The sequence below is a fragment of the Halorubrum sp. DM2 genome (genome assembly GCF_901686465.1).
Classification (GTDB): Archaea; Halobacteriota; Halobacteria; order Halobacteriales; family Haloferacaceae; genus Halorubrum.
The window spans coordinates 2369715-2384548 of record NZ_LR594487.1 but is presented as its reverse complement, the minus strand read 5'-3'; the positions used below and the strand labels follow the sequence as shown (position 1 = coordinate 2384548).

Annotated in this window: 14 protein-coding genes; 8 read left to right on the top strand and 6 right to left on the bottom strand. The window is 71.6% G+C overall.

The window, feature by feature from the left end; translation table 11 throughout:
- Positions 1-89: 89 nt before the first annotated feature.
- The 6 genes from kdgK1 to QOL69_RS11990 all read left to right on the top strand — a co-directional run bounded on the left by kdgK1 (position 90) and on the right by QOL69_RS11990 (position 5608).
- Entirely contained in the window at positions 90-1046 is a 957-nt protein-coding gene (kdgK1, locus tag QOL69_RS12015) for a bifunctional 2-dehydro-3-deoxygluconokinase/2-dehydro-3-deoxygalactonokinase (RefSeq protein WP_283403359.1), read from the top strand.
- A gap of 84 nt (positions 1047-1130) precedes the next feature.
- A complete protein-coding gene (locus QOL69_RS12010) occupies positions 1131-1982 on the top strand; it encodes a lipoate--protein ligase family protein (RefSeq protein ID WP_283403358.1) in 852 nt (283 codons plus the stop codon).
- A gap of 110 nt (positions 1983-2092) precedes the next feature.
- A complete protein-coding gene (locus QOL69_RS12005; RefSeq protein WP_283403357.1) occupies positions 2093-2929 on the top strand; it encodes a deoxyribonuclease IV in 837 nt (278 codons plus the stop codon).
- 98 nt (positions 2930-3027) lie between these two features.
- Positions 3028-3531 (top strand): hypothetical protein, encoded by a 504-nt coding sequence (locus tag QOL69_RS12000; protein ID WP_283403356.1) that lies wholly within the window; start codon positions 3028-3030, stop codon positions 3529-3531.
- A 64-nt stretch (positions 3532-3595) separates the two neighbouring features.
- Positions 3596-4453 (top strand): class I SAM-dependent methyltransferase, encoded by an 858-nt coding sequence (locus tag QOL69_RS11995; protein ID WP_283403355.1) that lies wholly within the window; start codon positions 3596-3598, stop codon positions 4451-4453.
- A gap of 75 nt (positions 4454-4528) precedes the next feature.
- The gene (locus QOL69_RS11990) at positions 4529-5608 is read left to right on the top strand and encodes an aminopeptidase (RefSeq protein WP_283403354.1); all 1080 of its coding nucleotides are present in this window, start codon (positions 4529-4531) and stop codon (positions 5606-5608) included.
- 36 nt (positions 5609-5644) lie between these two features.
- On the opposite strand, the gene QOL69_RS11985 is transcribed toward QOL69_RS11990, so the two are convergent.
- From QOL69_RS11985 to QOL69_RS11975, 3 genes are read right to left on the bottom strand one after another with little or no spacing between them, the layout of a single operon-like run.
- The gene (locus QOL69_RS11985; protein WP_048077070.1) at positions 5645-6289 is read right to left on the bottom strand and encodes a DUF7095 family protein; all 645 of its coding nucleotides are present in this window, start codon (positions 6287-6289) and stop codon (positions 5645-5647) included.
- A gap of 47 nt (positions 6290-6336) precedes the next feature.
- Positions 6337-6894, bottom strand: coding sequence for a Mut7-C RNAse domain-containing protein (locus QOL69_RS11980; RefSeq protein ID WP_283403353.1), 558 nt, complete (start codon positions 6892-6894; stop codon positions 6337-6339).
- Positions 6895-8751 carry a DNA polymerase/3'-5' exonuclease PolX gene (locus QOL69_RS11975; RefSeq protein WP_283403352.1) on the bottom strand — a complete coding sequence of 619 codons (1857 nt, stop codon included), beginning with the start codon at positions 8749-8751 and terminating at the stop codon, positions 6895-6897.
- Positions 8752-8856: 105 nt separating this feature from the next.
- On the opposite strand from QOL69_RS11975, the gene QOL69_RS11970 reads away from it, so the two are divergent.
- Entirely contained in the window at positions 8857-9285 is a 429-nt protein-coding gene (locus QOL69_RS11970; protein ID WP_283403351.1) for a DUF2237 family protein, read from the top strand.
- Between the two features lie 67 nt (positions 9286-9352).
- Entirely contained in the window at positions 9353-10396 is a 1044-nt protein-coding gene (locus tag QOL69_RS11965) for a DUF7972 family membrane protein (RefSeq protein ID WP_283403350.1), read from the top strand.
- Between the two features lie 43 nt (positions 10397-10439).
- Here the strand turns inward: QOL69_RS11965 and QOL69_RS11960 are convergent, their stop codons facing one another.
- From QOL69_RS11960 to QOL69_RS11950, 3 genes are all read right to left on the bottom strand, one after another.
- Positions 10440-11669 carry an MFS transporter gene (locus QOL69_RS11960; protein ID WP_283403349.1) on the bottom strand — a complete coding sequence of 410 codons (1230 nt, stop codon included), beginning with the start codon at positions 11667-11669 and terminating at the stop codon, positions 10440-10442.
- Positions 11670-12200: 531 nt separating this feature from the next.
- The gene (locus QOL69_RS11955; protein WP_283403348.1) at positions 12201-13595 is read right to left on the bottom strand and encodes a signal recognition particle protein Srp54; all 1395 of its coding nucleotides are present in this window, start codon (positions 13593-13595) and stop codon (positions 12201-12203) included.
- A 455-nt stretch (positions 13596-14050) separates the two neighbouring features.
- Positions 14051-14815 carry a DICT sensory domain-containing protein gene (locus QOL69_RS11950; protein WP_283403347.1) on the bottom strand — a complete coding sequence of 255 codons (765 nt, stop codon included), beginning with the start codon at positions 14813-14815 and terminating at the stop codon, positions 14051-14053.
- Positions 14816-14834 lie beyond the last annotated feature (19 nt).

Below are 14834 nucleotides of genomic sequence, written 5' to 3'. Positions count from 1 at the left end.
CGGTCGACGCCGATCACCCCCTCTTATAATCGGGCGAGCGTACCACGAGGTATGAATCCGTTCGCGGCGCGCGCCGTGGGGTGGCCTCGATGACCGACCTCGTGACGTTCGGCGAGACGATGCTCCGACTGTCGCCGCCGCGCGGCGAGCGGCTGGAGACGACCCGCGACCTGACCGTTCAGGCCGGCGGCGCGGAGAGCAACGTCGCGGTCGGAGCCGCGCGGCTCGGGGCCGACGCGCGCTGGCTCTCGAAGCTGCCCGACTCGCCGCTCGGACGGCGGATCGTGAACGAGCTGCGGAGCCACGGCGTTCGGCCGGGCGTCGCGTGGGACGATTCGGAGGCGAGCCGGGCGGGGACCTACTACCTCGAACACGGCGGCGAGCCGCGGGGGACGAACGTGATCTACGACCGCGCGGACGCCGCGATCACGACCGTCGAGCCGGACGAACTCCCGACGGACGCCGTGAGGGAGGCCGAGTGGTTCCACACGACGGGGATCACGCCCGCCCTCTCGGAGGCCGCCGCGAGGACGACGACCTCGCTGTTGCGGACCGCGGGCGACGCGGGGGCCACGCGCTCGTTCGACCTGAACTACCGGTCGAAGCTCTGGGAGCCGGAGGCGGCGCGGGCGGCGTACGAGGACCTGTTCGAACACATAGACACCCTGTTCGTCCCCCGGCGCGACGCGCGCGAGGTGCTCGATCGCGAGGGGAACGCCGTCGAGATCGCGCACGGGCTCGCCACGGAGTTCGGGTTCGATACGGTGGTCGTCACCCGCGGCCTCGACGGGTCGGTCGCGCTCCACGACGGGTCGGTGTACGAGCAGGACGTGTTCGAGGCGGAGACGTTCGACGCGATCGGGACCGGCGACGCGTTCGTCGCCGGGTTCATCGCGGAACGCCTCGACGGCGGCAACCTCCCCGCGGCCCTCCGGTGGGGCTCGGCGACGGCGGCGCTGAAACGCACCACCGACGGCGACCTCGCCGTGACGACCCGCGCGGAGGTCCGAGACGTCATCGAGGGCGAGGGCGGGATCGACCGGTGAGTCGCAGTGTCGACCGGTGAACGCCCAGAACGACCGTGAACCGCGAGCGCAACCGCTTTCGGAGCGGCGGCCGAGGGTGACGGTATGACCGCGCCCGCCGTCGACTGGCGGCTGATACGCGAGGAGGCCCGCCCCGGCCCGCTCCAGATGGCGCTCGACGAAGTCGCCGCCGAGACCGCCGCCGCGGGCGGTCCCGCCACGCTCCGCACCTACCGGTGGGAGCCGAGCTGTCTCACCCTCGGTCGCCATCAGGACCCGGAGACGGTCGACTGGGCGTTCTGCGAGCGCGAGGGGATCGACGCCACGCGCCGACAGACCGGCGGCGGCGGGATCTACCACGACGGGCGGGGCGACGTGGCGTACTCGATCGCGGTCCCCGCGGAGACGGTCCCGGGCGAACTGCTCGACTGTTACCACCTGCTCTGTGAACCCGTCCTCGACGCGTTCGACCGGCTCGGGATCGACGCCGACTACGTCGACGAGGCGGTCCCGGAGCTGTACCACCCCGCCTGCTACCTCCGGGAGCTTCACCCGGCACACGACGTGGTCGCCGCCGGACCCGGCAGAGGGCAGCGCCGGAAGGTCGCCGGCAACGCCCAGTACCGCAAGCGGGAGGCGGTGATCCAGCACGGGTCGCTGTCGTTTTCGGTCGACGCCGCGAGACACCTCGGCGTCTTCGCCGACCCGCCGGTGACGCCCGAGGCGTTCCGCGAGCGCGTCGTCGGGATGGAGGATCTGGTCGACGTCGACCGCGCGGACGCCGTGGCGACCGTCGAGGCGGCGCTGGCCGACTGGGCGGGCGCGACGCCGGGAGCGACCGTCGAGACGGACGGCTCGTGGACCGACGCGGAGCTGGAGCGGGCGGAGGAGCTCGTCGCGGAGAAGTACCGCGACGAGGAGTGGGTCCGGACGCGACCCGGGAGCGGCGGGCGGTAGGCGACTTCGGGACGCGGCCCGGGAGCGGCGGGCGGTAGGCGGCTTCGGGGCGCGAGTCGGGGGGCGGCCGGTTCCGAAGGGGCTTTTTCGACCGGTCCCGTGTGGCCGGTATGAGTCTCAAGGTCGGTGCGCACGTCTCCATCGCCGGCGGCGTGGACAACGCCGTGGAAAATCAGGTGGAGGTCGGCGGCAACTGCGGACAGATATTCACCCACTCGCCGCAGGTGTGGCAGGACCCGGACATCGGCGACGAGGAGGCCGCGCGGTTCCGCGAGGGGACCGAACGCGACCTGGAGGGCCCGTGGGTGATCCACACTTCCTACCTCGTGAACCTCTGTACGCCCAAGGAGGGGCTCCGCGAGAAGTCGCTCGACTCGATGCAAAAAGAGGTCGACGCGGCCGCCGAACTGGACATTCCGTACGTGAATGTCCACCTCGGCGCGCACACCGGCGCGGGCGTCGAGGGCGGGCTGGACAACGCCGCCTCGGTGATCGACGACCTCGACGTCCCCGACGGCGTCACGATCCTGATCGAGAGCGACGCGGGCGCGGGCACGAAGCTCGGCGGCGAGTTCGAACACCTCGCGGGGGTCATCGACCGGACGGAGACCGACATCGACGTCTGCGTCGACACCGCCCACGCGTTCGCGGCGGGCTACGACCTCTCGACGCCGGAGGCCGTCGACGAGACGGTCGCGGAGTTCGACGACGTGGTCGGGTTGGAGCACCTGAAGTACGTCCACCTCAACGACTCGAAACACGAGTGCGGCACCAACAAGGACGAACACGCCCACATCGGCGAGGGCCACATCGGCGAGGCGGGGATGGAGCGGTTCCTCAACCACCCCGACCTGACGGACGTGCCGCTCGCTCTGGAGACGCCGACCGAGGACGGCAGGAGCTTCGCGTGGAACATCGACCGAGTGCGCGAACTCCGCCGCGACTGAGGCGGGCCGTCGCGCCGACCGACGCCGTCCGTCCGTCGCGCCGGGCGACGCCGTCCGTCCGACGCGGATTTAAGTTTCCCCGAACGGGATCGGCGGACATGCCCACCACGAAGGCGCTGCTGTTCGGACGCCGCCGCGACCGCGCGGTCGGGCTGGTGGTCGGGTTCGCGGGCGTCGTGACGCTGGCGCTCGTCGCCGCGTTCGTCGCTGGGTCGACCGACCTGACGGCGGCGAGCGCGCTCACGGACCGGCTCCTCCCGCTGTTAGTGTTCTACGCGCCGGGGCCGGTGGCCGCCGCCGGGGCGTACGCGCGCTGCGGTGGACCCGCCTGTCTGGCCGTCGGCGTCGTGCCGGCGGCCGTCCTCGGGGGGTTCGTCCTGCTCGGGACGGTCGTCGGCGTCCCCGGCGTCAACGGCGGGACCCCCGCTATCGGCGACGTGACGGTGAGCTTCGCCGCGGTCGGGGTGACGAGCGCGTTCGTCGGCTACTGCGCCGGCGTCACCGCCGTCCTCGCCGCCGACCTCCTCGGGTTCGGGATCGACGACGGCGACGGGGGCGTCGGCGACGAAGACGCCGACGACGCGACCGCTGGCGACGAGTGAGACGAGCGAAGCGAGACGCCGACGATCTCCTGACGTTTATTTCGGCCCGCCGCGAAGCGGGGCCGTGCGACGTTTCTCCGCCGAGTACCTCGAACACACCCGTCGCGGGATGTGGGAGGACGGCCGCGACGCGCTGACCGACCTCGAACTGTCGAGCCGCGAGCGCGTCCTCGACGCCGGCTGCGGGACGGGCGAGCTGACCCGCGTGCTGGCCGCGGAGGCGACCGAGAGCGGGAGCGGCGTCGGTGCGACCGAGGACGGCGTCGGTGCGACCGTGATCGGCGTCGACGCGGACCGCGACCTCCTGTCGGTCGCCCGCGAGGAGAGCGACGGGCGGATCGAGTACGTGGCAGGAGACGCGACGCGGCTCCCGGCGGGCGACGACGCGGTCGATCTGGCCGTCTGTCAGGCCCTTCTGATCAACCTTCCGGACCCGAGTGCCGCGGTCCGGGAGCTCGCCCGCGTCTCCGACGACCTCGTCGCCGCGGTGGAACCGAACAACGCGGACGTCCGGGTGGCGTCGACGGTCGACGCCGAGGAGCGACTGGAGCGGGAGGCGCGCGAGGCGTATCTCACCGGCGTCGACACCGACGTCGCCCTCGGCGACCGCGTGCGCGACGCGTTCGACGAGGCCGGACTGGTGGACGTGCGGACCCGCCGGTACGTCCACGAGAAGCGGACCGAGCCGCCCTACGCCGAGGCCGCGCTGAACGCCGCGGCGCGGAAGGCCTCCGGCGCGGGACTCGCGGACAACCGCGAGGAGCTGGTGGCCGCGACCTCCGAGGCGGCCTACGACGACCTCCGCGGGCGCTGGCGCGAGATGGGTCGCGAGGTGGTCGCGGCGATACGCGACGGGGAGTACGAGCGCGTCGAGTACGTCCCGTTCGACGTGACCGTCGGGCGGGTTCCGGACGGGGACTGACGGCCGGCCCTCCACGTTCACTTCCGCTCCGGGTCCGTGGCTCGCGGTTTTCCGACGGGCACCCCTCCCGATCGCATGGACGAACGAGTCCGACGCCACGCCGAGGTACTGGTCGACCACTGCATCGACGCCGGACCCGACGACGACGTGGAGGTCCGGGCCCCGACCGCCGCCGAGGACCTCGTCGTCGCGCTGTACGCGGCGCTCGGCCGGCGCGGCGCGCGCCCGACGACGGTGTGGCGGAACCCCCGAGCGACCCGGGCGTACGCCCGAGAGATGGACCCGGACGACTTCCGGCCGAAGGGCCACCGCGTCGCCGCGCTCGCGGAGACCGACGCGGTGATCCTGATCAAGGGCGCGCGCAACGCCGCCGCGACGAGCGACGTCGGCGGCGAGACCGGCGCGGCCGCGAGCCGGGCGAAGGAACCGCTGCTCCGCGAGCGACTGGAGACGCGCTGGGTGATCACGCAGCACCCGACCGCGGCCGACGCGCAGCGCGCCGACCTGAGCGCCCCGGCGTGGCGCTCGCTCGTGTACGAGTCCGTGGACCGCGACTGGGCCGCGGTCCGGGAGCGGCAGGCGCGGGTCGCGGACCGACTGGCGGCGGCCGACGACCTCCGACTGGTCGTCGGTGACGACACCGATCTCCGGTTCGACGTCGCGGGGATGGGCGCGTACAACGACGCCGGCCGGGAGAACATGCCGGGCGGCGAGGTCGCCACCGTTCCGGCGGTCGACGGCGTCGAGGGAACGGTCCGGTTCGATCGCCCGCTCCGACGCGGCGGACGGGAGGTCGACGGGATCCGGCTCGACTTCGCCGACGGGCGGGTGGTCGACTACGCGGCCGAGCGGGGCGAGACCGTCCTCGCCGACCTGCTCGACACCGACGCGGGCGCGCGTCGCGTCGGCGAACTCGGGATCGGCACCAACGAGGGGATCGACGCGGTCACCGGGAACGTCCTGTTCGACGAGAAGGCGGCGGGCACCGTCCACGTCGCGCTCGGCGACGCGGTGGCGGAGTGCGTGCCGGACGGCAGGACGGCGAACGAGAGCGCGGTCCACGCGGACCTCGTCCGCGACGCGAGCGAGGACGCGCGGATCGAACTCGACGGCGAGACCGTCTACCGGAACGGGTCATTCCTGATTGGCGAGTGAACGGCGGGTGAACGACGGGTGAGTCGAACGCGGCGGTCACACCATGTCGCCGCGGACGGACGCGCCCTCCTGTTCGGCCCGTCGCCGCTTCAACACGTCGGCGGCCTCGTTCGCGGCCTCCTCGTCGGCACCGAGCATCCCGAGCGCTGCGGGCAGCGTCGGCATCGCGAGGGAGGCCTCCCGGAGCCGCTCGAACGCCTCCCCGTCGCGCTCGCCGTCGACCCACAGGCAGACCCCGCGGGGGTCGAGCACCTCCTCGTAGGCTTCGCGGGCGAGCGCCCCCTTCAGCCGCTGGCGGACGTTGTCCTCGAAGCCCGCGTTACACACCTCCAAGTGAATCGGCTCCGTATCCTCGACGAGTTCGGCCGCGAGGCACTTCTCGGGGGCCGCGTACCCGTTGTCGCTCGTCCGCACGCGGTCGGGGTGCGCCTCGGCCCACGCGGCGTCGACCGTGGTCCCGACGCCTTTCACGCCGTACTCGGCCTCGAACTCGGCCGCCGCGTCGGCGTCGCCGCCCATGATCACGTCCTTCGTGAGGTAGACGTCGAGCCGGTCGACCGGATCGAGTCCGAGCGCGACGTCGCCGAACGCCCATACCTCGCGGACGGGCACCGGCATCGGCTCGCTCGCGACGCGGTCGACGAGCGTCTCCAAGCGGTCGACGGCCCGTTCGCGTTCCATTGCCGACTGCTACGCGACGGGCGGGCAAACCGGTTACGCTCGGCCGGTCACATCCGGTCGATCCGGGCCGCTACGGCATCCCAGTGGCCGCCCTTCCAGAACCACTGCCCGCAGTCGGCACAGCGCCACCCCGGCCGGTCCGTCCCCACGTCGTCCGGGACGTAGTCGGGGCGGTCGGCGGGGGCGACGGCGTCGCCGGCATCGGTCTCCTCCTCGGTCAACGCGACCCGTTCGACCGGACCGTTACACGACCCGCAGCGGCTCGGCTCCGCGGCGAGTTCGATCCGGAAGCCGACGGCGGCGAGCTCGCGGAGCTGATCGAGCACGTCGCGTTCGGTGAGGAGAACGGCGTCGACCGCGGGGTCGGCGTCGGGGGCTCGGTCCGCGAGGTCGCGGTCGCGGGTGATCAGGACCCGGTCCTCGGCGGCCGCGAGCGACAGGAGCCGGTCGTCGGCCTCGATCCCGCGGTCGAGCGCGTAAGCGGCGTCGTACCCGCAGATCCGGAGGTAAGTGGCGAGCTTCCCGCACATCACGTCGAGGAGGACGGGCGGGCGGTCGACGCCCCCGCCGTCCGCGTCTCCGGGATCGCTCGGCTGGCCTGCCATCTACAGCAGGAACGTCCGAAGCCCGTTGAGCGACCGGGCGTTGAGTACCTGCGAGGTCTCGGCCCACCCCCGCCGCGCGGTGTGGACACCGTACCGCGCGTTGTCGAGTTCGCGGGGGGCGTGCGCGTCGGTGTCGACGGCGATCGCCGCGCCCGCCTCGATCGCGGCCCGGACGAACTCGCCGTCGGCGTCGAGCCGGGCGGGGTTCGCGTTCACCTCGATCGCGGTGCCGTTGGCCGCGGCCGCCTCGGCGACCGCCTCGATGTCGGGGTCGAGGCCGGGACGCTCGTTGATGAGGCGGCCGGTCGGGTGACCGAGAACGTCGACGTGCGGGTGTTCGACGGCCGTCACTAGCCGCTCGGTGGCCGCGTCCGCGTCCTGTCCGAGCGCGGCGTGGGGCGACGCGACGACCAGATCGAGGGCGTCGAGGACCTCGTCGTCGGTCGAGAGACCGCCCTCATCGTCGATATTCGCCTCGATCCCGTGGAAGATCGGGATGTCGACCTCCTCGCGGGCCGCCTCGATCGCCGCCGCCTGCTCCTCGATGTCGGACTCGTCGAGGCCGACGCCGCCGACCATCCCCGGACCCGTCGCGTGGTCGGTGACGACGTGGTAGTCGTAGCCGCGCTCCGCGGCGGCCGCGGCCATCTCGACGATCGAGAAGCCGCCGTCGGACCAGTCGGTGTGGGTGTGGAGGTCGCCGCGGAGGTCGCCCTCGTCGACGAGGAGGGGGAGCCGCCCCTCGGCGGCGGCGGCGACCTCTCCGCGGTCCTCGCGAAGTTCGGGCGGCACCGGGTCCATGTCGAGCGCGCGGTAGACCCCCTCCTCCGTCTCGCCCGCGACGCGGTCTCCGACGCGCGTCGCGTCCGCCTCCTCGGCGGCTCCGTCGTCGGCGTCGGCGTCGTGCGTGTCGGCGTCGGCGTCGTCCGTGTCGGCATCGGCGTCGTCCGTGTCGGCATCGGCGTCAACATCGGTCCCCTCGCCGTCGACGTCGCTCACGTCGAACAGGCCGTACTCGTTCAGCTTCAGGTCGCGGTCGATCGCGCGGTTGCGGACGGCGACGTTGTGCGCCCGCGAGCCGGTGAAGTACTGGAGCGCCGCGCCGAACTCGTCGGGATCGACGATCCGGAGGTCGACGCGGGTGCCGTCCGCGCGGACGCTCGCCTTCCCGGTGCCCGCCTCTATCGTCGCGTCCGCGGCCGGCCAGTCGGTGAACGCCTCGACGATCGGGTCGCGCTCGTCGCTCGCGACGAGCAGGTCGACGTCGCCGATGGTCGGCTTCCAGCGACGGATCGAGCCGCACACCTCGGCGGCGGCGACGTCGTCGCGGTGGGCGAGGTGCGCGAGCGCGTCGTCCGCGAGGGGGCGCGCGTCGCCGAGGCGGGTGCGCTCGCGGGACTCCCGGGCGAACGGGACGTTGTCGAGGATGTTCTGTTCCGTCTTCGCGCCGAACCCGGAGACCTCCCGGATCTCGCCCGCCTCCGCGGCGGCCTCCAACTCGTCGAGATCGGAGATTCCGAGCGCGTCGTACAGCGTTCCGACCGTCTTCGGCCCGACGCCCTCGACCGCGGTCAGACCCGCCATGTCGACGGGGAGCTCCTCGCGGAGGTCGGTCAGCTCCTCGATCGCGCCGGTCTCGACGTACTCGACGATCTTCGCGGCGATGGCGTCGCCAACGCGGTCTATCTCCGCGACCGCGTCCTCGCCCTCGGCCGCGAGCCCCTCGATCGGCGCGGGGTGGTCGCGGACGTTCTCGGCCGCCCGTCGGTAGGCGGTCGGCTTGTACTCGACGCCCGTCGCCTCCAGGAGGTCGGCGAACTCCTCCAACCGGGTCGCGACCTCGTCGTTCCGGCTCATCTGTGCGGAGTTCGGCCGCCCGCCGCTTATATCGTCCGGCGGCGTCCCGGGGGGCGAACGGACCCCGCCGCCAGCGACAAGTCGCGCGCGACCCGAGGGGTCGACGTGTCCACCGACGATCCGAACTCCGGTTCCGACGACCGCTCCGATCGCAACGTCCTCGGCGGCGACCTCGAACCGTGCGGCGGCGACCCGACGACCGGCTACCTCCGGGACGGGCACTGCCGCGACGTCGAGGGCGACGTCGGCGAACACACCCTCTGTGCGGTCGTCACGGCCGATTTCCTGCGGTACAGCCGAGACCGGGGGAACGACCTGATCACGCCGCGCCCCGAGTTCGACTTCCCCGGTCTCGAACCGGGCGACCGCTGGTGTCTCTGCGTCGGGCGCTGGGCCGAGGCGGCCGAGGCGGGCGTCGCCCCACCGGTCGTCCTCGAAGCGACGGACGAGTCCGTGCTGCGGGCGATCGACGCCGACCGGCTCCGAGAACACGAGTTCGACCCGGAGGCGTTCGATCCGGGCGCGCTCGGGTGAGCGGCGCGAGCGGCGGGACGGCCCGCCGCCCCAGAGGCTTTTTCGCCCCGGAACGGGAGGTGCGGGCATGGCGAACGGATCGGGCGAGACGCCGGACGACAGCGTCCGCGAGCGCGCCGGGCGCAGCCGAGCGACCATGTGGCTCCTGCTCGACGCCGACCGCCGGCTCGTGGCGGGGCTCATCCTCGCGGCGGTGGTCTCGGGGCTCGTCGCGGTCGGCCACCTGCTCCCCGGCGCTGCGGAGAGCCTGCGGGGCGGCGACTCGGTCGACACGCTGTTTCAGGGGCTGCTCACGGCGACGATAACCGGCGTCACGCTCGTGCTCACGCTGAACCAGCTCGTGCTGTCACAGGAGCTGGGGGCGGTCGGCGACCAGCGGGAGCGGATGGCCGGCGCGACGGAGTTCCGGGCGGACGCGGCGGACGTCCTCGGGACGGGCGTAAGCCCCGCGGAGCCGGCGGCGTTCCTCCGCGAACTCGTCGCGGCGACGGGCGAGCGCGCCGAGGCGTTCCGCGACGCCGTCGACGACCGGAGCGGGTCCGAGCTGGCGGCGGCGACCGCGGAGCTGACCGACGCCGTCACCGAGAACGCGGACCGGACGACGGCCGATCTGGAGGGCGCGCGGTTCGGCTCGTTCGAGGTGATCTCCGCGGCGCTCGGATTCAACTACTCGTGGAAGCTCGTCGCCGCGCGGCGGATCCGCGAGCGGCACGCGGACGGCCTCGGCGAGACCGCGGACGCCGCGCTCGACGACCTGATCGAGGCGCTCCGGCTGTTCGGCCCCGCCCGCGAACACTTCAAGACGCTGTACTTCCAGTGGGAGCTGATCGACCTCTCGCGACAGATGCTCGCGTCGGCGGTCCCGGCGCTCCTCGCGGCCGCCGCGATGGTCGCGTTCTTCGACCCCACCGCGTACGGCGGGTCGGTCGGCGGCGCGCAGACCGTGGTCGTCGCCGTCGCCGTCGCGACCGCGGTCTCGCTCGTCCCGTTCGCGATCCTCTTGGCGTATATCCTCCGGATCGCGACCGTGACGAAGCGGACCCTCTCGATCGGACCGTTCATCCTCCGAGAGACGGACGCGGAGCCCGGATCGGGCGAGGGAGACAGCTGATCGGCCCGCGCGACCGCCGCCGGATCCGGGCCGGCCGACGCGTTCACTCCGTCAGCCAGAGCCCGGCGGCGACGACCGCCGCGACCCCCATCGACCCGGCGAGCAGCGCGAACGCGGGCCGGAACCCGACCGCGTCGGCGACGACGCCGACCGCGCCGGGCGCGAGCGCGCCGGCACCCATGAGCAGCGTCCGAACGACGCCCAGCCCGCCGCCGGCGAGCCGCTCCGGGAGCAGTTCCATCAGGTAGGCGCTGCGGACGGGCTGGAAGCCGTGCGAACCGAGTCCGAACGCGGCGACGACGACCGCGGCCGCGACCGCGCCGCCGCCGAATCCGGGGAGCGCGACGAGCGCGACGAGCGCCGTCGCGGCCAGCCCGAGCGTCGCAACCATCACCGGGAAGCGGCCGACACGGTCGGAGAGGTCGCCGGTGGCGAGCTGGACGAACGTCACCGCGAACACCAGCGAATACAGGAGGTTCGCGGTCGACGAGGGGAGCTCGGCGGCCCGCGAGAGGTACAGCGGGAGGAACGCGACCAGCCCGTTGTGGGCGAACGAGAACCCGACGGTCACCAGCACGAACGCCGAGAACCGCGGATTGCGGAACAGTCGGAAGTACTCGCCCGCGCCGGGCGAGTCGTCGCCGTCGGCGTCGTTCTCGGCCCCCAGACGCTCGTCGCCCCGGAGCCGGAGCCCCGTCGCGACCGCGAGCGAGACGGCGAGGACGCCGGTGAGGAGGAAGGGGGCGCGCCAGTCGGCTCCGGGAAGCCGCGCGAGGACGGCCGCGACCGCGGGGGGTGCCGAGAGGACCGCGACGACGACCGCGGGCGCGGCGACGCCGCCCATCGCGCCCAGCGTGTCGTGCGCGCCGAGCATCCGCCCGGTACGGACGGGGTAGACGCGGGCGATCAGCCGCACCGAGACGGTCTTGTGGACGCCGGTTCCTGCGCCGATGACGAGCATCGCGGCGACAAGCGCGGCGAAGGGGGCGTCGAAGACGACGGCGAGCGATCCCGCGCCCGCGACGACCGCGCCGGCGACGATCACCCGCACCGGACCGAGCCGGTCCGCCACCGCGCCGCTCGGGAACTGGAGCAGGGCGTACACGACCATGAAGCCGGTGAACGCGGTCCCGACGGTGGCGTTGCTCACGCCGTACGCGCCCTGAATGGACTCGAACAGCGGCGGGAAGAGGTAGCGGACGAACTTCCCGAGGAACCAGACGAGCGAGACGAGGACCAAGGCGTCGTACTCGCCGATCCGGTCGCGGTTCATCGCCAAGCCGTAGCCCGGTCATCCGTATAAAGGGCCTGAAGCGCTCGGTGGCTGCCGGTAGGGGTCGGTCTGGACATCTCGGTGTTCCACGGTGGCGCGCGCCTCCGAGCGGTCGCCCTCGGCGACCGCGAGGAGCGCCGCGCGAGGGAGTCGGCGGTCCGAAGCGAAGCGGAGGACCGCCGACGAGGCTGGGGAGGCGTGAGGTGCTGTGCGGTGCGGGGTGGGAATCGAAGGGGCAGTCGCGAGGGGGCCGCAGGCGATGTAAGGACCGGAGGGAGCAAGCAACGCGAGCGACTGAGGACCGCAGCGAGCGTGCGGCCCCCTCGCGACTGGGGCTTCGGTGGTGTTCGTGTCGATCGGCGATTTATCAGAGACAGCTACGTATCGCCGAGCGGCTGGAATTTCGGCGGTGCTATCTACCGATCTGCCAGCAACCGTTTATACGCAAACGGCTGGAGCTTTGAGAGAGTTCACCGTCGCCCGACTGCGACAGATTAGAAACGAACGATCGGCCCTCGGACAACAGATTATTTAAAACGGCCCTTTCCCGCCGCCCATCATGTCGCCGAGACCGCCGCCGCCCTCGCCGCCCATCTTCTTCATCATGCGCTGCATGTCGCCCTCGCCCATCCCCTGGAACTGGCCGATCGTCTCCTCCATCATCGAGTGCTGCTCTAAGAGCTGCTGGATCGTCTCCTCGTCGGTGCCGGAGCCGCGGGCGATGCGTTCGACGCGGGACTGGCCGATGACGCGGGGGTTCTCAAGCTCTTCCTCGGTCATCGAGTCCATGATGCGCTCGAACCGGCGCATCCGGTCTTGGGTCACGTCCATCGCGTCGTCGGGTAGCTCGTCCATCATCCCGCCGCCGAGTCCGGGGATCATGTCCATCACCTGATCGAGCGGCCCCATCTTGTTCATCGCGTCCATCTGGCGTTTCATGTCCTTCAGGGTGAACTCTCCCTGAAGCATGTCCTCGGGGTCCCAGTCGTCGTCCTCCTCTTGGGTCTCCTGCATCGCGCGCTCGACGCGCTCGGAGAGCTGCTTCAGGTCGCCCATCCCGAGCAGCCGGGAGATGAACCCGGACGGCTCGAAGCGCTCGATGTCCTGAACCGTCTCGCCGGTACCGAGGAAGGCGATAGAGGAGTCGGTCTCGTTGACCGCGGTCAGCGCGCCCCCACCCTTCGCGGTCCCGTCGAGTTTGGTGATCATCACGCCCTCGATGCCGATCGACGCCTCGAACTGGCGGGCCTGCTCTTTCGCGCCCTGCCCGATCGCGGCGTCCAAGACGAGCAGCGAGCGGTCGGGGTCGACGACGCCCTCGATCTCTTCGATCTCGTCGATGAGGTCGTCTTCGAGCGCGTGGCGACCCGCCGTGTCGACGATGTGGACGTCGGCGTCCGCGGTCTCCTCCAGTCCGGTCCGCGCGATGTCGACCGGGTCGTCGTTGTCGGGGTCCCCGTAGAACTCGACCTCGGCGCGCTCGCACATCTGTTTCGCCTGATCGTACGCGCCCGGCCGGAACGTGTCGGTCTGGATGACCGCGGGGCGGAGCCCCTTCTTCGAGAACCACCACGCCATCTTCGCGGCGGAGGTGGTCTTCCCGGACCCCTGAAGCCCGGCCAGCAGGATCGTCTGGTTTTTTAAGGGGAGTTCGGTGGAGTCGCCGACCAGCTCGACCATCTCCTCGTAGACGATCCGGAGGACGTGGTCTTTCGCGGTCGTGCCGCCCGGCGGCTCCTCTTCGAGCGCGCGGGACTTGATCGAGTCCGACAGCTCCATCACGAGGGAGACGTCGACGTCGGCGGACAGCAACGAGCGCTGGATCTCCTTGACGATCTCCTCGACGTCGCTCTCGGAGAGTCGGGACTTCCCTTGGAGCTTGTCGAGGCTGCTCCGCAGGGACGTACCGAGGTCGTCGAGTACCATTTGCCGGAGATAGGCGGGCGACGCGGTAAAGCTTTGTTCGTCGGCGGGCGCGGAATACGTCACTGCTCGCGGGCCGACGGCGAACACCGACAAAGCCCCAGCCGGGAAGACGACTTACGCTCGCTGTCGTTCGAAAGGCGCTTCGCGCCTTTCGTGATGACGAGAGAGCTTCGCTCTCTCGAACCACGCTCCTCAGTCGCTCGTTTCACTCGCTCCGCGCGGTGTCGCCTAAGTCGTCTTCCCGGCTGCCCCTTTGAGTCCCACCCCGCACCTCACACCTCCCCAGCCTCGTCGCTCGCTCCGGGCTCCCTTCGGTCGCCCAGTCGCTCGCGACTCCCTCGCGCGTGCGACTCACACCCTTCGGGTGCTCGTCGGCACGCGCCACTGCTGGGGGAGTCATCCTCTACGAGTCGCGCTCGTGTCCCGACTGGACGACTGACCGCGACCCGTTGGCCTCAGATCTCTTCGGCGATGTACCGCTCGATGCGGGCCACGAGCTCCGGGCGAAACGTCCAGAAGCCGTCCCAGACGTTCGGCTCGTCTTCGAGCGCGAGCAGCGCGACGTGGTCTCCGTCGCCGCCGTCGGGAGGCGTGAACACGACGAACCACGAGCGTCGGTACGGGTAGGAGGTCCCGGAGTGAACGGTCACCGGAAGCGTCGACAGCGACTCCACGTCGCCGACGCCGTAGACGTGGACGTCGACGTCGGTTCCGGCGACGCGCTCGTACACCGACCGGGTGCCGCGCTCGTCGTCGATCCGCGAGAGCCGCTGGAAGGAGGCTCGCAGCGTTCCGTCGCCGTGTTCGGCCGCGATTCGCTCTATCACCCGCGAGATGATGATCAACAGGAGCTTCTCCTTGTTCGAGGCGGGGTAGCTGCGGACCCGAAACGGGACCTCGTCCAGCCCTCGGAACACGTCCGGGAGCGCGACGTCGTCGAGCTCGATCGCGCCGGTCTTGTACAGGTCGGAGTTGATGAGCAGGACCGATTCGAGCAGTTCGTCGAGCGACGACCGCGCGATCACCGTCCCGTCCTCGATCAGCGCGACCACGTCGTCGCCCGCGCCGTCGGAAGCCGCCTCGCCGATGGAGACGGACTGCCCGTCGAGCAGCGAGTCGAGCAGCCCGAGAACCGGGTCGGGAGACGATCGGTTCAGGAGAACGAGGTGCCGGTCGGGCGACTCGAGCTCGTCGAAGAACGAGCGAAGCGATTCAGCCATGCGAACAACTCCGGCCGAA

Bases quoted from the DNA above. Each gene is read 5' to 3' on its own strand.
- QOL69_RS12000 (WP_283403356.1), top strand. From the start codon at position 3,028: ATGCCCACCACGAAGGCGCTGCTGTTCGGACGCCGCCGCGACCGCGCG.
- QOL69_RS11975 (WP_283403352.1), bottom strand. From the start codon at position 8,751: ATGAGCCGGAACGACGAGGTCGCGACCCGGTTGGAGGAGTTCGCCGAC.
- QOL69_RS11950 (WP_283403347.1), bottom strand. From the start codon at position 14,815: ATGGCTGAATCGCTTCGCTCGTTCTTCGACGAGCTCGAGTCGCCCGAC.
- QOL69_RS11990 (WP_283403354.1), top strand. From the start codon at position 4,529: ATGGACGAACGAGTCCGACGCCACGCCGAGGTACTGGTCGACCACTGC.
- QOL69_RS11955 (WP_283403348.1), bottom strand. From the start codon at position 13,595: ATGGTACTCGACGACCTCGGTACGTCCCTGCGGAGCAGCCTCGACAAG.
- QOL69_RS11965 (WP_283403350.1), top strand. From the start codon at position 9,353: ATGGCGAACGGATCGGGCGAGACGCCGGACGACAGCGTCCGCGAGCGC.
- QOL69_RS12010 (WP_283403358.1), top strand. From the start codon at position 1,131: ATGACCGCGCCCGCCGTCGACTGGCGGCTGATACGCGAGGAGGCCCGC.
- QOL69_RS11985 (WP_048077070.1), bottom strand. From the start codon at position 6,289: ATGGAACGCGAACGGGCCGTCGACCGCTTGGAGACGCTCGTCGACCGC.
- QOL69_RS11960 (WP_283403349.1), bottom strand. From the start codon at position 11,669: ATGAACCGCGACCGGATCGGCGAGTACGACGCCTTGGTCCTCGTCTCG.
- kdgK1 (WP_283403359.1), top strand. From the start codon at position 90: ATGACCGACCTCGTGACGTTCGGCGAGACGATGCTCCGACTGTCGCCG.
- QOL69_RS12005 (WP_283403357.1), top strand. From the start codon at position 2,093: ATGAGTCTCAAGGTCGGTGCGCACGTCTCCATCGCCGGCGGCGTGGAC.
- QOL69_RS11980 (WP_283403353.1), bottom strand. From the start codon at position 6,894: ATGGCAGGCCAGCCGAGCGATCCCGGAGACGCGGACGGCGGGGGCGTC.